A 20,203-nucleotide genomic window follows, 5' to 3' on the forward strand; every position below is an offset into this window, starting at 1 on the left:
CGCCTCCTCAGCCGACCTTGATCTCGTTGTAGACCGGGACGCTGAACGGGTTGAGCTGCACGTTGGACAGCCGGTCCGAGTAGCCTGCGCTGCCGTTCTGGTACCAGAGCGGGATGGCCGCCATGTTGTCGCGGACGACCTCCTCGGCCTGCTGGAAGAGGCCGACGGCCTTGCTGGTGTCGGTCTCGGCGTTGGCCTTGTCGACGAGGTCGTCGAACTGGTTGTTGGACCACTTGCCGTCGTTGGAGGAGGCGTTGGTGTAGTAGAGCGGCTGGAGGAAGTTCTGGATGAGGGGGTAGTCCATCTGCCAGCCGGCGCGGAAGGGCCCGCTCATCTTCTGGTCGGTGATCTGGTTGCGGAAGTCGGCGAAGGTGCCGACCGGGTTGCCGACGCAGGCGCGGTCGTTGTCCAGGGCGTTGTTGATGGAGTTGCAGACCGCGTCGACCCACTGCTGGTGGGAGCCGGTGTCCGCGTTGTACGTGATCTTGACCTGGCCGCCCGGCAGCCCGCCGCCCTCCTGGACCAGCTTCTTGGCCTCGTCGGGCTTGTACTCGCAGGACTCGCCGCACAGGCCCGCCTTGAAGCCGCCGTCCGCGCCGAGGACGGGCGAGGTCCAGTCGGTGGCCGGGGTGCGGGTCTGCTGGAAGATCGTGTCGGTGATCTGCTTGCGGTTGATCGCCATGGACAGGCCCTTGCGGACCTTCTCGGAGCCCGACTTGTTCCAGTTGTCGTCGTAGAAGGGGAAGGCGAGGGTCTGGATGATGCCGGCCGGGGTGTTGATGTAGCGGTCGCCGAGGTCGTTCTTGACGTTCTTGAGCTGGGCGGCCGGCACGTCGTCGACGAGGTCGAGGTTGCCCGCCATCAGGTCGGTGTAGGCCGTGTTGTTGTCGGTGTAGACCTTGAGGTCGACGCCGCCGTTCTGGGCCTTGTCGTCGCCGGGGTAGTCGTCCCACTTCCGCAGGGACATCTGGGAGCCGCGGGCGTAGTTGTCCACCATGTACGGGCCGTTGCCGACCGGCTTCTTCAGCCAGGCGTCGTGGTTGTCGAAGAACGCCTTGGGCAGCGGCGCGAAGGCGGCGTAGCCGAGGGTGTCGGGGAAGCTCGAGAACTTCTGGTTGAGCCTGATGGTGAAGGTGAGGTCGCCGGTCGCCTTGAGCCCGGAGAGCGTTTCGGCGCGCTGCTCGCTGCCGTCCTCGGGGTGGGCCTGGTCGTAGCCGTCGATGTAGCTGAAGAAGTAGGCGTTGCGCTGGTTGTTCTTCAGGCTGGCGCCGTAGTTCCAGGCGTCCACGAAGGACTGGGCGGTGACCTTCTCGCCGTTGCTGAAGGTCCAGCCGTCCTTGACGGTGACGTTGAAGTTCTGCGAGTCGGAGGTCTCGATCTTGTCGGCGAGCATGTTCTGCGCCTCGCCGGTCTTGGGGTCGTACCTCTTCAGGCCCCGGAAGATCATGTCGAGGACCTTGCCGCCCTGCACCTCGTTGGTGTTGGACGGCTCCAGCGGGTTCTGAGGGTCGCCCCAGGAGGAGCTGAGCACCGCGCCGCCGTCCCCGCCGCCGTCTCCTCCCCCGCCTCCGCAGGCCGTCGCCGCGAGGGCTGCTGCCGCCGCGCATGCGACCCATTTGGCGTGCGTGGCTCCGCGCATGGAGTGCCTCCTCGTCCACTGATCCGTTATCGGTCAGCATCGGGGCAAAAGGGGCAGCCCGCACACGGATGCCTCCCTTTGGCGGAACCGCCGGCCGGCGAACCCCCGGTGTACACATTTCGACAACCCAACGTCCGCATAACGAACACATTGCCCAAATTATCCGGTTGGCCCGACATAAGGCACGGATCCATCACGGCACGCTACACGCGTAGCTACGTTCCTCCCATAGTCGGGCAAAAAAGGTAAAGAGCAGATCAACTCCGTCCAGATTTTATTGACCCTGAACGAATTGCGTTGAAAAAGTCCGGCGTAGCCCGTAGGGGAGTGTGCCCTGCGGAGTCATCAGACCCTCCCTTGGGCCAGGAGCACCATGACCCCCCCAACTCCATCAGCGGCTGCCCCGCTCGAGGTGACCGACGAGAGCGTCGTCAAGTCGCCCACGCCCACCACCCCCAAGGGCAGCGAGAGCCGTTCCCCCGGGCGCCTGGCCTGGATCCGCTTCAAGCGGGACAAGACGGGCGTCATATCGGCGTGCATCGTGATCTTCTTCTTCGCGATCGCGATCGCGGCCCCCCTGATAGCCAAGCTCTACGGCAAGGACCCGTACACCACCTACGCCAGCGACCGCCCGGAACTGCTGAACCCCTTCGCCTACCCGGCCGGCCCCAACGGCGGCATGAGCGGAGAGTTCTGGTTCGGCATCGAGCCCCAGCTCGGTCGCGACGTCTTCACCTTCCTGCTGTACGGCATCCGCACCTCGCTGGGGATCGCGCTCGCGGCCACGCTGCTGACGACGCTGCTCGGCGTGGTCATCGGCACCATCGCGGGGTACCTCGGCGGCAGGACGGACTACCTCATCGGCCGGGTCATCGACATCCTGCTGTCCTTTCCGTCGACCCTTTTCTTCATCGCGTTCATGCCGGTCGTCTACGGCCTCTTCGTCGCCGCCGACGAGAACATCCCGACCTCCCTGCGGGCCGTCTCCCTCATCCTCGTCCTCGCCGGATTCGGCTGGGCCTCGCTCGCGCGGCTGCTGCGCGGCCAGGTCCTCGGTCTGCGCGAGCGTGAGTTCGTCGAGGCGGCCAAGGTGACCGGTGCCTCCCCGTGGCGGATCGTGTTCAAGGAACTGCTGCCCAACCTGTGGACGCCGATCATCATCCAGTCCACGCTGATGCTCCCGGCGTTCGTGACCGCCGAGGCGGGGCTGGCCTTCCTCGGCGTCGGCATCATCGACCCGACCCCGGACTGGGGCGTCATGATCCAGCGCGGTGCCCAGTTCTACACCGAGGACATCACCTTCATGCTCTTCCCGGGCCTGTCGATGGTGATCTTCGTCCTCGCCTTCAACCTGCTGGGCGACTCGGTGCGCGACGCGCTCGACCCGAAGTCCAAGCGCTGACCCAAGCTCCATCCGGCTCGTCAACGCCGTCCGGCCGGCCCTCCCTTCTGCCCACTACTGGTAGGTACTCATGTCTTTCTCCCGCAGAAACTTCCTCATAGCCACCGGTGTCGTCGCGGCCTCCTCCTCCGTGCTGACCGCGTGCGGCAGTGGTGGCGGCGGTGGCGGTTCCGCTTCGAGCGACGCTCCCAAGGTCAGTGGCTCCAAGACCATGGAGATCCCGGTCGGCACCAAGGCCGACTCCACCGGACCGGCCCCCGAGGTCAAGGGCGCGGTCAAGGGCGGGACCATCTACTCGCTCGAACAGTTCGACATGGACCACTTGGACCCGGCCCAGATCTACGTCTCGACCGAGGCCGCCATCACCGTGCCGATCCTGCGCGGTCTGACCGGTTACAAGCTCGACGGCAAGGGCGGCGTCACCCTGGTCGGCGACCTCGCCACCGACGCCGGCACCCCGAAGGACGGCGGCAAGTCCTGGTCCTTCACTCTGAAGGACGGCCTGAAGTGGGAGGACGGCGCGGACATCACCATGGACAACGTCCGCCACACCTTCGAGCGCACCTTCGCCTCGTTCATCACCGAGGGCCCGCGCTTCGTCCAGCAGTTCCTGGAGGGCGGCGAGAAGTACAAGGGCCCCTACGACGGCAAGTCCCTCGACTCCATCGAGATCGACGGCAAGACGGTCACCTTCCGCCTCAACGAGCCCCGCGGTGACTTCAACTTCACGCTCGCGATGCGCGGCTACGCCCTGGTGCCCAAGAAGAAGGACACCAAGGAGAAGTACGACAAGCAGCCCGTGTCCAGCGGCCCCTACCGGATCAAGAGCCGCAGCATCGGCAAGTCCATGACCTTCGTGCGCAACGAGCACTGGGACCCGGAGACGGACCCGATCCGCAACGCCTACCCGGACACGTTCCAGTTCACCTTCGGCTTCCAGCCGCTGGCGGCCACCGACCGCTACATCGCGGACAAGGGCAACGACCAGTACGCGGTGCCGATCTTCAACGAGGTCGCCGCCGAGCGCGTCGCCCAGGTGCTCACCAACGCCGACCTGAAGAAGCGCGTCCTCACCGCGATCGACACGGCCACCTACTACTGGCCGATCAACACCACCCGGATCACGGACGTCAAGGTCCGCCAGGCCATCAACTACGCGTGGCCGCACCAGCAGCTCCAGACCATCCGCGGCGGTGCGTCGCTCTCCGAGATCGCCACCACGGTCTTCAGCCCGGTGACGCCCGGATACACGAAGTTCGACCTCTACGGCACGACCAAGAAGCCCGGCGGCGACCCGGCCAAGGCCAAGGCGCTGCTGAAGGAGGCCGGCAAGGTCGGCCAGAAGCTGGTCATCGCCTACCAGCAGTCCGACAACGCGGTGAAGCAGGCCGTCGCCATCAAGAAGGCGCTGGAGGAGGCCGGCTTCCAGGTCGTCAACAAGCAGGTCGACAAGTCGACCTTCTACACGCAGATCGGCAAGATCGACAACGGCTTCGACCTGATGGCCGCCGGCTGGAGCCCCGACTGGCCGAACGGCTACTCGGTCTTCTACACCTGCTGGAGCGGCGAGAACATCGGCAACGGCCGCAGCAACTACGCCCAGCTGAACGACACGGGCGTCAACAAGGCCATCGAGGCCGCCTCCAAGATCACGGACGCGGAGGAGGCCAACAAGGCCTGGGGCGCCATCGACCGCCAGGTCATGGAGCTGGCCGCCGTCGTGCCCGACTACCACCCCATCCGCAACTGGATGTACGGCTCCAAGGTCGGCAACGTCGTGTACGACGCCGGCAACACCTGCGTCGCCCTCTGCAAGCTCTACGCCATGAAGTAGGCGCGCGCTCCACGGGGCGGCCCCCTGTTCCGGGCCGCCCCGCAGCCCACCCCCCAACACCCCGGCGACGGCGCCCCGTCCGGAAAGTCACGCCCCATGCCCCGCTTCCTCGTCCGCCGAGTCATCGGCGCGCTGGTCATCCTCCTGATCATCAGCGCTGTCACCTTCTGGCTCTTCTACGCCATCCCGCGTGACCCCGCCATGATGTCCTGCGGCAAGAACTGCACGCCGGAGAATCTGGAGCAGATCCGGAAGAACCTGGGCATCGACGAGTCGATCGTCATGCAGTACTGGCACTGGCTGGCCGGCATCTTCGTGGGCCGCGACTACGGCGGTTACGGCTACTGCCACGCGCCGTGCCTCGGCTACTCCTTCGCCAACCGGGAGCCCGTCTTCGGCACGATCATGGACCGGCTGCCGCTGACGCTGTCGCTCGCCTTCGGCGCGGCCGTCGTCTTCCTCGTCGTCGGCATCGGCGCGGGCATGCTCGCCGCGCTCAAGCAGGGCAAGTTCCTGGACAAGTTCGCCAGCTCGGTCTCGCTCCTCGGCTCCTCGCTGCAGATCTACTTCGTCGGCTACATCGCGATGTTCTTCCTCGTCGCCCAGCTCGGCATCCTGAGCCAGCCCTCGTACACCCCGCTCACCGAGAACCCGGCCTCCTGGTTCTCCGGGCTGCTGCTGCCGTGGCTGGTGCTGTCGATCATCTTCACCGCCAACTACACCCGTATGACCCGCTCCCAGCTGGTGGAGCAGCTGAGCGAGGACTACGTCCGCACCGCCCGCGCCAAGGGCCTGTCCCGGGCCAACGTGTTCTTCCGGTTCGCCTGGCGCGGCGCGATGGGCCCGATCGTCACCGTCTTCGGCATCGACCTGGGCACCCTGATCGGGGGCGCGATCATCACGGAGTCGGTCTTCAGCCTCCAGGGCATCGGGCGGCTCGCGGTGCAGTCCGTGGACCAGAGCGATCTGCCCATGCTGCTCGGTGTGACCGTGCTGTCGGCCGGCGCGATCGTCTTCTTCAACATCATCGTCGACGCGGTCTACGCCCTCATCGACCCACGGATCCGGCTCGCCTGACCTCCGCCCGGAGTCGTCCCGCCCACCGCCCCACCCGGCTACCCCCCGCATCACCTTCTGGAGCGTCCCCGTGACGAGCACCGAACAGCAGCCCTTCCTCTCCGTCAGGGACCTCAAGGTCCACTTCTCCACCGAGGACGGCATCGTCAAGGCCGTCGACGGGCTCTCCTTCGATCTCGCCAAGGGCAAGACGCTCGGCATCGTGGGTGAATCGGGGTCCGGCAAGTCGGTCACCAACCTGACGATCCTGGGCCTGCACGACCGGGACCGCACCGCGATCGACGGCGAGATCGTCCTCGACGGCCAGGACCTGCTCACCACCCCCGAGCGGCGGTTGGAGCGGCTGCGCGGCAACAAGATGGCCATGATCTTCCAGGACGCGCTGGCCTCGCTGTCGCCGTACCACACCGTCGGCAAGCAGATCGGCGAGACGTACCGCAAGCACACCGGCGCCTCCAGGAAGGAGGCCCGGGAGCGGGCGGTCGAGATGCTGCGCCGGGTGGGCATCCCGCAGCCGGACATCCGGGTGGACGACTATCCGCACCAGTTCTCCGGCGGTATGCGCCAGCGCGCGATGATCGCCATGGCGCTGGTCTGCGACCCGGAGCTGCTGATCGCGGACGAGCCGACCACCGCCCTGGACGTGACCGTCCAGGCGCAGATCATGGACCTGCTCAAGGATCTCCAGCAGGAGTTCGGCACGGCCATCATCTTCATCACCCACGACCTCGGTGTCATCGCGGACATCGCGGACGACGTGCTGGTGATGTACGGCGGCCGGTGCGTGGAGCGCGGGACCAAGGAGGAGGTGCTGCGCGATCCGCAGCACCCGTACACGGTGGGCCTGATGAGTTCCATGCCGAGCCTGGACGGGCCGGTCGACGTGCCGCTCGAACCGATCCCGGGCTCGCCGCCCTCGCTGCTCAACCCGCCCACCGGCTGCCGGTTCCACCCCCGGTGCCCCTTCGCCGAGAAGGTCGCCGGCGGGCTGTGCGCAACCGAGCAGCCGCCGCTCGTGGTGGTCGAGGGACGGGGTTCCGCCTGCCACCTGCCCGGCGAACAGCGCCGCGGGCTGTTCGCCGACTTCGCCGGTTCCCGGCTCAACTGACGTACAAGAGACAGGACTTCACCATCATGAGCAACGCGGAAACGCTCCTGGACGTCAGCGGTCTGACCAAACACTTCCCGATCAAGGGCGGCTTCCCGCTCCCGCGTACGGTCGGGGCCGTGCGGGCGGTGGACGGCCTGGACTTCCAGGTCGGCGAGGGCGAGAGCCTGGGTCTGGTCGGCGAGTCGGGCTGCGGCAAGTCCACCACGGGCCGGCTCATCACCCGCCTCCTTGAGCCCACCGGCGGCACGATCAGCTACCGGGGCCAGGACATCACGCACGCGGGGCGCAGGGCGCTGGCGCCGATCCGCTCCGAGATCCAGATGATCTTCCAGGACCCGTACGCCTCCCTCAACCCGCGCCAGACGGTCGGCAAGATCATCGCCGGTCCGATGGAGATCAACGGCATCGACCCGGCCGGCGGACGCGAGAAGCGGGTGCGCGAACTGCTGGAGATCGTGGGCCTGAGCCCCGAGCACTTCAACCGCTTCCCGCACGAGTTCTCCGGCGGCCAGCGCCAGCGCATCGGCGTGGCCCGCGCCCTGGCCCTTGAGCCCAAGCTGATCGTCGCGGACGAGCCGGTCTCCGCGCTGGACGTGTCCATCCAGGCGCAGGTGGTCAACCTGCTCCAGAAGGTGCAGCGGGAACTGGACATCGCCTTCGTCTTCATCGCCCACGACCTCGCCGTCGTGCGGCACTTCTCACAGCGCGTCGCCGTCATGTACCTCGGTAAGATCGTGGAGATCGCCGACCGCGACGACCTGTACGACAACCCGCGGCACCCCTACACGCGTGCCCTGCTGTCCGCCGTGCCCGAGGCGACGGTGGAGGACACTCCCCGCGAGCGCATCCGGCTCGTGGGCGACGTGCCCTCGCCGATCGACCCGCCCTCGGGCTGCCGCTTCCGCACCCGGTGCTGGAAGGCGACGGACAAGTGCGCGTCCGAGGCACCGCCGCTGGTGCGGGTGGAGGGCAACAAGCCCGGCCACCTCACCGCCTGCCACTACCCCGAGACGGCGGACGGCGCTCCGGCCACCGCTCTCACCAAGAGCCCCCGGGCGGCTGCCTGACGACACCCCTTTTCCGTCGGCACCGCCCGCGGAACGGACCTTCCACGGCCCATTGACCCGAGCCCGGAAACGTCCGCTCCAGGGAAACCGAGGGCCCGCGCCTCCCCAGGCGCGGGCCCTCGGTCTGTTCCGTGCTCGTCGCGCGTCCGCGCGGGGTCAGCCCTGGCCCGTCTCCTCCAGCGCGGCCAGCGCCGGGTCCAGGACGATGTCCTCCTCGCGGGCCGCGGTCGTCGGCTCCTCCGGGAAGTGACAGGCCGTCAGGTGGCCCTCGCGGTTGCCGGCGAGCCGGACCAGCGGGGGCGCCTCGGACGCGCACTTGTCCTGCGCCTTCCAGCACCGGGTGCGGAAGCGGCAGCCGGACGGCGGCATGATCGGCGAGGGCACGTCGCCGGCCAGGCGGATCCGCTCGCGCTCCTGCGGCTCGTCGACCATCGACACCTCGGGGACCGCCGACAGCAGGGCGTGGGTGTAGGGGTGCCGCGGCCCGCCGTAGATGGAGGCCCGGTCGCCGACCTCGACCACCTTGCCGAGGTACATGACCGCCACACGCTGCGAGAAGTGCCGTACGACGGCCAGGTCGTGGGCGATGAACAGGAAGGCGATGCCCAGTTCCTGCTGCACCTTCTGGAGCAGGTTGACCACCTGCGCCTGGATGGACACGTCCAGCGCGGAGACCGGCTCGTCCGCGACGATCAGCTTCGGGTTGAGCGCCAGTGCGCGGGCCACGCCGATGCGCTGGCGCTGGCCGCCGGAGAACTCGTGCGGGAAGCGGTTGAAGTGCTCGGGGCTCAGGCCGACGAGTTCGAGCAGCTCGCGCACCCTCTTGTCCCGGCCGCCCGGCGGGTTGATCCCGTTGACCTCCATGGGCGACTTGATGATCGTGCCGACGGTCTGCCGGGGGTTCAGCGAGGAGTACGGGTCCTGGAAGATCATCTGGATCTCGGACCGGATCGGCGCCAACTGCCGCCGCGAGGCGTGGGTGATGTCCCGGCCCGCGTACTCGATCCTGCCCCCGGTCGGCTCAAGGAGGCGGGTGATGAGCCGGCCCGTGGTGGACTTGCCGCACCCGGACTCGCCGACCAGGCCGACGCTCTCACCGGCACCGACGGTCAGGTCGACGTCGTCCACGGCCTGGACGGCGCCGACCCTGCGTTTGATCGGGAACCCGCCGTAGATGGGGAAGTGTTTGGTCAGACCCTCGACCTTCAGCAGCGTCTCCGGGGACGCGGCGGAGATGCCCTGCGGTGCGGGGAGGGTGAGTTCGTCGCTCATGTCTCGGTCTCCCTAGCGCAGCCGGGGCTGGATCTTGTCGATGAAGAAGGTCTGCTTCTGCTCCGCCGTCAGATGACAGGCGGCGGCCCGGCCCTCGTCGAGCGGCGGCTGCTCGGTGCCGCACCGGTCGCCCGCCACCTCGCCGGTGAACGCGCACCGCGGGTGGAAGGGACATCCCGGCGGCGGGTTCAGCAGACTGGGCGGGGAGCCGGGGATCGGGGTGAGCGCCTGGTCGATGCTGCCGCCGAGCCGCGGCATCGAGCTGAGCAGTCCCCAGGTGTAGGGATGCCGTGGGCTGCGCAGCACTTCGGCGGTGCTGCCGCGCTCCACGGCCCGCCCCGCGTACATCACCAGCAGGTCGTCGGCCATGTCGGAGATGACGCCGAGGTCGTGGGTGATGAAGACGATCGCCGAGCCGAACTCCTGCTGGAGGTCCTTGAGCAGGTCGAGGATCTGCGCCTGGACGGTCACGTCCAGGGCGGTGGTCGGCTCGTCCGCGATCAGGAGGTCGGGGTCGCAGACCAGCGCCATGGCGATCATCGCGCGCTGGCGCATACCGCCGGAGAACTGGTGCGGGTAGTCGTCCACCCGGGACCCGGGCTGCGGAATGCCGACCTTGGTCAGCATCTCGATCGCCCGCGCCCGCGCCTCCTTCTTGGAGGCGCCGGTGTGCTTCATGAAGGGCTCGGCGATCTGCCGGCCCACCGTGTAGTACGGCGACAGCGCGGTCAGCGGGTCCTGGAAGATCATGGCGACCTTGTTGCCGCGGAGCTTCTCCATCTCCTTCTCGGTCGCGGTGACCAGTTCCTTGCCGTCGAGGACGATCTCGCCCTCCACCGTGGTGTTCTTGGGGTTGTGCAGCCCGAGGACGGTGAGGTTGGTGACGGACTTGCCGGAACCCGACTCTCCCACGATGCCGAGGGTGCGGCCGCGCTCGACGTCGAAGGACAGCCCGTCGACCGCCTTGACGATGCCGTCCTCGGTGGAGAACCGCACCCGGAGGTCGCGGACCGAGAGGAAGGACTCCGGCCCGGTCGGGGCCGTCTCGCCTTCGGTCTTGGTCAGAGTACTCACGGTGTTTCTCCTAGCTGAGCCGCACGCGCGGGTCGATGTATGCGTAGGCGAGGTCCACGACGATGTTCAGGAGAAGGATGAAGAAGGCCCCGAACAGCATGACCCCCATCGTCACCGGCAGGTCCTTGGTCAGCGACGAGTCGACCGCGAGGCGGCCGATGCCGGCCAGGTCGAAGGTGAACTCCGTGACCACGGCCCCGGACAGCAGCGCGCTGAGGTCCATGCCGAGGATGGTGACGATCGGGATGAGCGAACCGCGCCAGGCGTAGCGGAAGAAGACGTAGCTCTGCTTCATGCCCTTGGCCCGTGCGGTGCGGACGTGCTCCTCCTGGAGCTGCTCGATCATGGTCGAGCGCGACATACGGGTGTACTGCGCGGTGAAGATGGTGGCCATCACCGCCCAGGGGATGAGCAGACCGACCGCCCAGGAGAGCGGGTTCTCGGTGAACGGCTCGTACCTCGGGTTGTCCATGATCCCCGACTGGTACACGAGGACGCCGAGGACGATCGGGCCGAGGAAGTAGATCTGGAACGAGCTGAGGACGATGGAGGCGCCGCTGACGAGCTTGTCCGCCGCGGTACCGCGCTTCCAGGCCGCGAGCAGACCCGAGCCGAGGCCCAGGATCAGGAAGATGACCAGGCCGCCGATCGTCAGCGAGAGCGTCAGCGGGAACCGGTCCATGATCGAGTCCCAGACGAACTGGCCGGTGTCGAAGGACATGCCCAGGCACGGTGCGGAGCAGTGCCCCTGGGCGAAGTCGCGACCGGTCACGATGCCCGACATGAACTCCCAGAACTGGGCGGTGATGGGCTTGTCCAGGCCGAGGTTCTCACGGATCACCGCGATGTTCTCGGGGGTGCAGTTCTTGCCGCAGGACAGCTCGGCGAAGTCCTGGGGGATCGTATAGAACAAGAAGAAGGTGAAGGCGCCGATCAGGAAGATGATCACGAAGGCGCCGATCAACCTGCGAACGAGGAACTGAAGCATGGCAGGTGGATGCTCTCTTCGGGACGCGGCGGCAGAAAGGGAATGCCGTCCGTGGGGGTGCGCTCCGCGTGGCGCGCACCCCCACGGTCAGCCGGGCCGTGAGGCTACGGCTGCTTCAGGTACACATCGTTGATGTCGATGTAGTTCGACTCGGTGCTGTACCGCGCGCCGCCGATGTTCGACCCGTAGAGCTGCATCTGCTTCGAGTAGTAGACCGGGGCGGCCGGGTTGATCTCCTCCACGATGCGCTCGTGGGCCTGCTTCCAGGTCGCGGCGGCCTCCTCGGGCTCCTGCGTCAGAGCCTTCTTGATCAGCTCGTTGACCTGCGGGTCGTTGATGTGCGAGTAGTTGGACCCGCCGTCGGAGATCAGCTCACCGTCGTAGACCGGGGTGATGACCGTGGACGCGGACGGCCAGTCCTGGCCCCAGCCGGTCATGTAGAGGTCGTACGGGTTGTTCAGCTTGCCGACCTGCTCGTAGAAGCTGGCCCGGTCGATCTCCTTGGCCTGGATGTCGAGGCCGATCTTGGCCAGGGCGTCCTTGATGATGACCATCTGGGCCTGGCCGCGCGGGGTGTTGGAGTAGGCGTAGGTGAGCTTCGTGCCCTCGGCGACACCCGCCTCCTTCAGCAGCGCCTTGGCCTTCTCCGGGTCGCCGTTCGGCTTCTTCAGCTTGCCGAAGGGGTCGTACTCCGGGTCGAAGTTCGGCAGGGTCGGGCCGAGCAGACCACCGGCGACCTCGCCGCCGTAGCGTCCGCCGTCCGCCTGGACCATGGACTGGTTCGGGAGCGCGTAGGTGATCGCGTCGCGGACCTTCTTGTCCTTGATGCGGTCGAGGTTGAAGGTCAGCTGCCAGACGTAGATCTGGTAGCCCTGGATGGTGCGCTTCTTCGCCGCCGGGTCACCGATGACGGTCGACATCTGCGACGGGTCGACCGGGTCCGTGAACTGGATGGCGTTCTTGGCCTCGCCCTGGTCGGCGATCAGACGCTTGGTCTGGCTGGCCTGGTCGATGGTGCTGGTGAAGTTGTAGCCGTCGACGTACTGGTGACGCACCGAGTCGGTCTTCGCGTCCCACTGGTCGTTCTTGACCAGCTTCATGGACTTGCCGGGCTTGTACTCGGCGATCTTGTAGGGGCCGAGGGAGGCGGGAGCGGTGTCGTACTTCTCCTTGGTGTCCCGCTTCTCGGGCACGACGGCGTAGCCGGCCATGGCGAGGGCCTGCGGGAGGTCCGGGCGGGGCTGGGAGAAGTGGAAGACGACCGTGTTGTCGTCCGGCGTCTCCAGCACCGAGTCCGGCAGGTGCTTGCCCTTGTACGGGCCGTCGGGCAGCGCCTTGCGGTAGTCGTTGCCCGAGAGCCAGGACTGCACGAAGGTCGGCCCGTCGAAGATGACCTTGGAGTACAGGCGCTCGATGGTGTGGCGGACGTCCTTCGCCGTGATGGGGTTGCCCTGGTCGTCCTTGACGCCGTCCTTGAGCTTGTACGTCCAGGTCTTGCCGTCGTCGGAGGACTGACCGGAGTCGGTGGCGATGTCGCCGACGACGGTCAGGTTGCCCTCCTCGTCCTCCTGGAAGTTCGTCAGGCCGCGGTGGATCAGGTTGGCGAACTGGCCGGCGTCGCTGACGTAGATCTGGCCCGGGTCCATGTGGGTCAGGTCGGACTGCATGTAGACGTTGATGAAACCGCCGGGCTTCGCGCCGGCGATCTCCTCGGCCGGTCCGTTGGACGCCGCGGCGTCACCGTAGGCCACCGGGTCCTGCTGCTCGGCGGCGTCCTTCTGGCTCTTGGCGTCGCTGTTGTCCTTGCCGCCCCCGCCGTTGTCGCCGGAGCAGCCGGTCAGCACCAGGGCGCCGGCCACGATGGCCACGGCTATGGCGCGCGTGGTGCGCGTGGTGCGCGTTCTGATGGGCTTCATGATGCCGATCCACCTGCCTGTAGATAGTTGTCCACGAGTGCTGCCTGACGGTCCGGAGGCCCGGATCGGGGGCGGCAGCTCCCCCACCCACCAATGGACGGTTACCGTCCGGTCTTGGGGTCGAATGCGTCCCGGACGGAATCTCCGAGAAGGTTGAAGGAGAGAACGAAGGCGACCAGCGCCACCCCCGGGAAGAACATGAACATCGGGTCCTGCTCGTACACGTCGGCGCCGATGGCGAACATGCGGCCCCAGTCCGGGGTCGGTTCGACGAAGCCGACGCCGATGTACGACAGGAAGGCGATGGACAGGATCGTGCTCGGGAGGATGTAGGTGGCCTGCACCAGGATCGGCGTGACGATGTTCGGCAGGATCTCCTTGCGCACGATGCGCCAGGGAGAGGCACCGGACACCTTCGCCGCCTCCACGAACTCGCGCTCGCGCAGCGTCAGTACGGAGCTGCGCACCAGACGGGCCAGGCCCATCCAGCCGAGGAACCACATCACCAGGGTGATGGCCACGGCTCTGAGATACGTGGGGGTCTCGTCCTGGGGGGAGACGAACATCGCGGTCACGACGGGCATGAAGGCGATGAAGAACAACTGCTGCGGGAAGGCCAGGAAGAAGTCGGTCACCCGGCCCAGCCAGTAGTCGACCCGTCCGCCGAAGAAGCCGCTGACCATGCCGATGAGCACGCCGGTGAGCACGCACAGCACCGTGACGAGTACGGCCATGTAGAGGGAGGTCCGGATGCCGTACAGCAGCATCGTGAACACGTCGCGTCCGAGCTTGGGCTCGACGCCGAACCAGAAGTCGCCCGACATGCCGCCGAAGGAGCCGGTGGGCATGGCGAAGTCGTCCAGCAGGAAGGGGAATTCGGGTTCCTGGGCGTACAGCGTGTAGGGGTTCTTCCCGTACACCTTCGCGATGAGCGGTGCCAGCGCGGCGACGAGGAAGTACAGGATCACGACGCACGCGGAGACGACGCCGGTCCGGTCGCGTTTGAAGCGCAGCCACATCAGCTGCCCGGGAGACCGGCCTTCGTGGGTCTTCTCCTCGACGGCTTTGCCGGGCTCCGGAGCGTCGTCGGGGACGGCCGACGTTCCGGTGCCCTCGATGTCGATTGGACTTGTCACAATTGGCCCATTTCACAGGTGTGGGTGTACCGGACCGTCGATCGGCGCAGGGTGTGCGCGATCGCGGAACGGATCACGAAGAAGCGTCTGGACATCCCGGGTAATACGGGAAACCCGCAGCCGGACGCGCGTAGCCGAAAGCGCGGACTTCAGCGGCCGGCCTGCTCCTCAGAGTCGATCGCCGTCCGTCGGGGCGCAGCCGGAAGTGACGGACCGTGTGACCCACCCGGTGTTCGTGACACCTCGCATGGGTTCCTCCTCATGACTCCACGTGTTCACCGACAAGTGGGGGCACATGTCTGTCTTCCGACACCCCTGACGGAAGTTCAGACACCCCCTGGTGCTCGTGAGTCGGGCGCTGTCCCCACAGCGCGAGACCCATTGACCCGAGCGCTACGCGGCTAACTATCTGCCATGAGCAGAAGGACCGACCACCGTCTTTAAATCTCAATTCAGTCACAGCTCGCGGGTAGATCTTCCAAAATCTGGACAAACTGTTCGGGACGAGAAGGCCGCGAAACGGACGTGTTACATGGCTATCGGGCGTCCGTCTCCGCGTTTCGAACATCGGAGGTCTCCCGGAGGGCCTCATGAGGGAGTCGGGGGCGCGGAAAACCGGTTGAAAAAAGCCCGGGTGCCCCCGTCGTGGGGACACCCGGGCTCCGCCGTGCGGGCCGGCGTAGGCCGGCAGCGGTCGGATCAGCCGTGCTTGGCGCGGCTCGCGGCGCGGGCGCGCTCGCGGGCGTCCAGGTTCACCTTGCGGATGCGAACGGCTTCCGGGGTCACCTCGACACACTCGTCGTCGCGGCAGAACTCCAGCGACTGCTCCAGCGAGAGCTTGCGCGGCGGGACGATCGCCTCGAACGAATCGGCCGAGGAAGACCGCATGTTGGTGAGCTTCTTCTCCTTGGTGATGTTGACGTCCATGTCGTCGGCGCGGGAGTTCTCGCCGACGATCATGCCCTCGTAGACCTCGGTGCCGGGCTCCGTGAAGAGCACGCCGCGCTCCTGCAGATTCGTCATCGCGAACGCGGTGACGGCACCGGAGCGGTCGGCGACCAGCGAACCGTTGTTGCGGGTCGTGAGGGTGCCGAACCAGGGCTCGTGGCCCTCGTGGAGGGAGTGGGCGATGCCGGTGCCGCGGGTCTGGGTGAGGAACTCGGTACGGAAGCCGATCAGACCGCGGGAGGGGACCACGAACTCCATGCGGACCCAGCCGGAGCCGTGGTTGGACATGTTGTCCATCCGGCCCTTGCGCACGCCCATCAGCTGCGTGACCGCGCCCATGTGCTCCTCGGGCACGTCGATCGTCATGCGCTCGACGGGCTCGTACGTCTTGCCCTCGACCTCCTTGGTGACGACCTGGGGCTTGCCGATGGTCAGCTCGAAGCCCTCGCGGCGCATCTGCTCGACCAGGATGGCCAGCGCCAGCTCACCGCGGCCCTGCACCTCCCAGGCGTCGGGGCGCTCGGTGTCCAGGACGCGCAGCGAGACATTGCCGATCAGCTCGCGGTCCAGGCGGTCCTTGACCTGCCGGGCGGTGACCTTGCGGTCCTTGACGACCGCCTTGTTGTCCGCGCCCTTGCCGGTGGCGCCGCGGCCGACCAGCGGGGAGGTGTTGGTGCCGATGGTCATGGAGATCGCGGGCTCGTCCACCGTGATCAGCGGCAGCGGGACCGGGTTCTCCTGGTCGGCCAGGGTCTCGCCGATCATGATGTCCGGGATGCCGGCGACCGCGCAGATGTCACCGGGGCCGGCCTTCTCGGCGGGCCTGCGGGTGAGCGCCTCGGTCATCATCAGCTCGGAGATCCGCACATTCTGCATGGTGCCGTCGCGCTTCATCCAGGCGACCGTCTGGCCCTTCTTCAGCTCGCCCTGGTGGACGCGCAGCAGGGCGATGCGGCCGAGGAAGTTGTCGGCGTCCAGGTTGGTCACGTGCGCCTGGAGGGGGGCGCCCTCCTCGTAGGTCGGCGCCGGGATGTAGTCCAGGATCGTCGAGAAGAACGGCTCCAGGCTGGTGGAGTCCGTCGGGACCGTGCCGTCCTCCGGCTTGGTGAGGGAGGCGACACCGTCCCGGCCGCAGGCGTAGACGATCGGGAACTCGATCTGCTCCTCGTCGGCGTCCAGGTCGAGGAAGAGGTCGTACGTCTCGTTGACGACCTCGTCGATCCGGGCGTCCGGACGGTCCGTCTTGTTGATGCACAGGATGATGGGCAGCCGCTGGCTGAGCGCCTTGCGCAGCACGAAACGCGTCTGCGGCAGCGGGCCCTCGGAGGCGTCCACGAGCAGGACGACGCCGTCCACCATCGACAGACCGCGCTCGACCTCGCCGCCGAAGTCGGCGTGGCCGGGGGTGTCGATGATGTTGATCGTGATCGGTTCCCCGCCGGCCTTGGGGTGGTACTTCACCGCCGTGTTCTTGGCGAGGATCGTGATGCCCTTCTCACGCTCCAGGTCGTTCGAGTCCATCATGCGGTCGTCGACGGTGTCGAGCTGGTGCGCGGCGAAGGCACCGGCCTGCTTGAGCATTCCGTCGACGATGGTGGTCTTGCCGTGGTCGACGTGGGCGACGATGGCGACGTTGCGGATGTCGTGACGCGTTGTAGACGCAGCCATAAGTGGCTTACTCCCGGAGGGTGTGAGGACGGCCCTCGCGTACGTCCGTGTCACGCGGGCCTGCCGGGCGATACATGCCACGGCCTCACCCCATGGTACGGGGCCCGGAGCCCCGGAGCTTGCCGGGTGCCCTCCGTACGGGCCCGGGATGCCCGGTCGGCACAGGTCGGGGCGGGTCGGGGCGGGTCAGGACGAGGGCGATGCCGACGGCTGGGGGCCCTGTGCGCCCTTCTTCAGGAAGCCCATGTCCTCGTACAGCGGGGTCGCGAAGCCGAAGGCGCCCGCGTTGACGAGGTTCTTGCGGGCGGCCACCAGCTGGGGGCGCTGGTAGAGCGGGACGGAGCCGGCCGCCGCCCAGATCCGCGAGTCGGCCTTGCGCAGCAGGTCACGGGCCTCCTTCTGGTCCAGCGTGGCCATGGCCCGGTCGAACAGCTGGTCGACCTGGTCGGTGCCGACCCTCGTGTAGTTCTGCGCGACGTTCAGGGAGCCGTCGGCGGCCGGGACGGGCTTGGCGTAGATGGGGCGGGCGTCGGTGGCGGGGAAGGCGGTGGCGGGCCAGGAGTAGAGCGCCAGGTCGTACTCGCCGGAGGCGACGTGGTCCTTGAAGTAGCTCTCGTCCGGGACCTTGGTGATGTCGGTGGTGATGCCGATCTTCTTCAGCATGTCCGAGACGTGGTCGGCCACGGTGCGCAGGGCCTCGGAGCCGGGGCCCGAGGGGAGCACGAAGCGCAGGGTGAGCGCCTTGCCGTCCTTGGCGAGCGGGGCCGACGCCGAGCCCGCGGGGGCCGCGGTGCCCTTGGGGGCGTAGGCGCCGGGGGCGCCGCCCTGCGCGGTGTTCTTGCCGCTCTCCTGGTCGGTGTCGGCGTCCTGTTTCCTGCCTTCCTCATTTTTGCCGTCGCTCTTGTCGTCCTCGCCGACGACGTACGTCCCGTCGTCGTCGCCGGTGGACTTCTTCTCGTCCTTGGCGTCCTTCTCGCTCTTCGCGCCGGCCGCCTTCTCGCCCTTCTCGGTCTTCTCGTCCTTCTCGTCCTTCTTCACCGGCCCGCCGGGCACCCACCCGGCGTCCGTGAGGAGGGCGCGGGCCTCCTTGGCGTCCGGGTCGCCGAGCGCGCCGCTGCCGTCGGCGTAGGCGGGCTGGCCGGCGAGCGCGACATGGCTGCCCACGGGCTCGGCGGGCAGGCCCAGCGGTCCCAGGACCGCCTTGGCCAGTTTCTTGCGGTCCAGGGCGCGGGCCACGGCCCGGCGGACGCGCTCGTCCGCGAGGGGGCCGTCGGCGCCGTTGAGGGCGAGCTGGGTGTAGGCGGGCTCAAGCGACTTGCGGACCTCGAAGCCGCTGAGCGCCTTCTGCTTGCGTTCGGCCTTGGCCTCGGCCTCGCTCCGCTTCTCGCGGGCGAGGGTCTCCTTCTCGGCGGCCTCCTCGTCGGAGCCGTTGGCGAGCGCCCAGGAGCGCAGCGCCTGCGCGGCGGAGACGCCCTGCGGGCCGGGGAGCGGCGAGCCGCCCGAGCCCGCGGCCGGGGTGCCCGACGGGCCCATCAGCGGGGTGCCGGTGCCGGCGTCCCGCGAGGCGCCGGCCAGGGAGACCTGCTCGGCGGTGTCCGGGTCGATCTCCGCCAGGTCGAGCTTGCCCGCGGCCAGCTCGGAGACCCGCTTGTCGCGGGGCACGGAGCGCAGCACGATCTGCTTCAGCTTGGCCGGCTCCCCCCACCAGCGCGGATTGCCGGTGAGGACGACCTCGTCGCCCTTGGCGTCGACCTTCTTGACGGCGAAGGGACCGGCGGTGACCTTGAGTTCCCGCCGGGCGCCGTCGTTGAAGGCGTTGGGGGTGCCCATGACGTTCTTCGGGTACAGCGGCGTGAACAGCGACTGCCAGTCGGCGTAGGGCCGGCTGAAGGTGACCTTGACCTCCAGGTCGTTGGCGCCGCGCTCGACCTTCTCGATGCGGTCGTACCCGGCGTTGCGGGCGGTCCAGTAGGCGCTGTCCTTGCCGGACAGGGCGCGCCACTGGGCGGCGAAGTCGGCGGCGCCGATCTCCCGGCCGTCGCTCCAGACTGCCTGCTGGTTCAGCTTGTAGAGGACGACCTGCTTGGGCTCGGTGTCGACGACCTTCGCCGACTCCAGGTAGTCGGGGTTGCGCACCGGGCGGCCGGTCTCGTCCGTCCGGTACATCGAGGGCAGCACGGCCTCGGCGACGCGGGCCGTGGTGGCGTCGGCGTCCGACTGGAAGGCGTTCAGCGTCTCCGGCACGGAGTCCACGGCCCAGCGCAGGGTGCCGCCGTCGGAGACCCGGGCGCGGGCGGCGGCGGAGACGTCCTTTCCGGCCAGCGGCTTGCCCGACGGGTCCTTCGAGGTGCAGCCGGCCAGGGCGGGGACCGCGAGCACACCCGCGGTGAGGAAGGCGACCGAGCGCATGACCGCGCGCGGTGCGACGCCGACGTGGGACATCTCTGCTACCTCCGGAAGGCCGCGGGCATGGTGATCGCTTGTGGCGGCATATGAGCGATATGCCTTATATGCGTTATTCACGTTGATCATTTGTATCCGGATGGGGATGCGGCAACTGAAGAGGAAACGGTTCGGCGACACAGGGCGACACGTCGACGACGGCACGTAAGGCCACCCGTGCGGCGCAACGCCGGCCGCGGTGCACCGACGCGCCCCGGCCAATCGCTGCACATCCCTTCCCAGCGGCAGGTGTGACGCGCGACACTCTCAGGCGCATGAACGTCGCCCCCAGGGCCGGCCCCCGCCGTGCCCGACGGAAGTGAGGTCACGTCATGTCCGTGCACGACGACCTGTCATCGATGCAACGCAACCTGGACGACCTGTCCCGCTCGGTGGCCCGGCTGGAACAGCGGCTGGGCAGCCGCGGCCTGGAGGTCCGCCGGGTCCGCACCGACGCCGACCACCTGCGCGAGAGCGTCGCGCTGCTGCGGGCCGCGGCCGGTCCGGAGGCGGCAAGGCGTCCGGACCTCGTCCCGATCCCCGACACCCCGTACGACGGCTCGCTGTGGACGGACTCGGACGACGAGGGTCTCGGCGCCCGCGACCGCCACGCCCCCTGAACCCGACCC

At 67.9% G+C, this 20,203-nt stretch carries 14 protein-coding genes; 6 read left to right on the forward strand and 8 right to left on the reverse strand.

The genetic code is table 11. The features are described from left to right. Positions 1–7 precede the first annotated feature (7 nt). Positions 8–1,639 (reverse strand): peptide ABC transporter substrate-binding protein, encoded by a 1,632-nt coding sequence (locus tag AC4IHM_RS10875; protein ID WP_490866861.1) that lies wholly within the window; start codon positions 1,637–1,639, stop codon positions 8–10. A gap of 373 nt (positions 1,640–2,012) precedes the next feature. On the opposite strand from AC4IHM_RS10875, the gene AC4IHM_RS10880 reads away from it, so the two are divergent. The 5 genes from AC4IHM_RS10880 (at position 2,013) to AC4IHM_RS10900 (ending at position 8,130) form a co-directional block, all read left to right on the forward strand. Continuing rightward, on the forward strand, positions 2,013–3,041 hold the full coding sequence (locus AC4IHM_RS10880) for an ABC transporter permease (protein WP_490866862.1): 1,029 nt from the start codon (positions 2,013–2,015) through the stop codon (positions 3,039–3,041). A gap of 70 nt (positions 3,042–3,111) precedes the next feature. After that, positions 3,112–4,875: an ABC transporter substrate-binding protein gene (locus tag AC4IHM_RS10885; protein ID WP_490866863.1), complete on the forward strand. Its 1,764-nt coding sequence runs from the start codon at positions 3,112–3,114 to the stop codon at positions 4,873–4,875. A gap of 96 nt (positions 4,876–4,971) precedes the next feature. After that, positions 4,972–5,952: an ABC transporter permease gene (locus AC4IHM_RS10890; RefSeq protein WP_490866864.1), complete on the forward strand. Its 981-nt coding sequence runs from the start codon at positions 4,972–4,974 to the stop codon at positions 5,950–5,952. Positions 5,953–6,022: 70 nt separating this feature from the next. After that, positions 6,023–7,060 carry an ABC transporter ATP-binding protein gene (locus AC4IHM_RS10895; protein ID WP_490866865.1) on the forward strand — a complete coding sequence of 346 codons (1,038 nt, stop codon included), beginning with the start codon at positions 6,023–6,025 and terminating at the stop codon, positions 7,058–7,060. Between the two features lie 26 nt (positions 7,061–7,086). Continuing rightward, positions 7,087–8,130, forward strand: a complete 1,044-nt coding sequence (locus tag AC4IHM_RS10900) for an ABC transporter ATP-binding protein (protein ID WP_490866866.1) — start codon at positions 7,087–7,089, stop codon at positions 8,128–8,130. 156 nt (positions 8,131–8,286) lie between these two features. Here the strand turns inward: AC4IHM_RS10900 and AC4IHM_RS10905 are convergent, their stop codons facing one another. The 7 genes from AC4IHM_RS10905 to AC4IHM_RS10935 form a co-directional block, all read right to left on the reverse strand. Continuing rightward, complete coding sequence (locus AC4IHM_RS10905; RefSeq protein ID WP_490866867.1) at positions 8,287–9,402, reverse strand: ABC transporter ATP-binding protein; 1,116 nt, start codon at positions 9,400–9,402, stop codon at positions 8,287–8,289. Positions 9,403–9,414: 12 nt separating this feature from the next. Then, a complete protein-coding gene (locus AC4IHM_RS10910; protein ID WP_490866868.1) occupies positions 9,415–10,476 on the reverse strand; it encodes an ABC transporter ATP-binding protein in 1,062 nt (353 codons plus the stop codon). 10 nt (positions 10,477–10,486) lie between these two features. Next, a complete protein-coding gene (locus AC4IHM_RS10915) occupies positions 10,487–11,464 on the reverse strand; it encodes an ABC transporter permease (protein ID WP_490866869.1) in 978 nt (325 codons plus the stop codon). A 104-nt stretch (positions 11,465–11,568) separates the two neighbouring features. Beyond that, positions 11,569–13,380 (reverse strand): ABC transporter substrate-binding protein, encoded by a 1,812-nt coding sequence (locus AC4IHM_RS10920; protein ID WP_490866870.1) that lies wholly within the window; start codon positions 13,378–13,380, stop codon positions 11,569–11,571. A 101-nt stretch (positions 13,381–13,481) separates the two neighbouring features. Then, positions 13,482–14,516 carry an ABC transporter permease gene (locus tag AC4IHM_RS10925; RefSeq protein ID WP_490866871.1) on the reverse strand — a complete coding sequence of 345 codons (1,035 nt, stop codon included), beginning with the start codon at positions 14,514–14,516 and terminating at the stop codon, positions 13,482–13,484. A gap of 699 nt (positions 14,517–15,215) precedes the next feature. Beyond that, positions 15,216–17,132 (reverse strand): translational GTPase TypA, encoded by a 1,917-nt coding sequence (gene typA / locus AC4IHM_RS10930; RefSeq protein WP_490866872.1) that lies wholly within the window; start codon positions 17,130–17,132, stop codon positions 15,216–15,218. Between the two features lie 186 nt (positions 17,133–17,318). Further along, a complete protein-coding gene (locus AC4IHM_RS10935) occupies positions 17,319–19,574 on the reverse strand; it encodes an ABC transporter family substrate-binding protein (protein WP_490866873.1) in 2,256 nt (751 codons plus the stop codon). A gap of 332 nt (positions 19,575–19,906) precedes the next feature. On the opposite strand from AC4IHM_RS10935, the gene AC4IHM_RS10940 reads away from it, so the two are divergent. Further along, positions 19,907–20,194 carry an Rv0250c family protein gene (locus tag AC4IHM_RS10940; RefSeq protein WP_490866874.1) on the forward strand — a complete coding sequence of 96 codons (288 nt, stop codon included), beginning with the start codon at positions 19,907–19,909 and terminating at the stop codon, positions 20,192–20,194. Positions 20,195–20,203: the final 9 nt, after the last annotated feature.

This window comes from Streptomyces sp. SL06 (assembly GCF_058244745.1).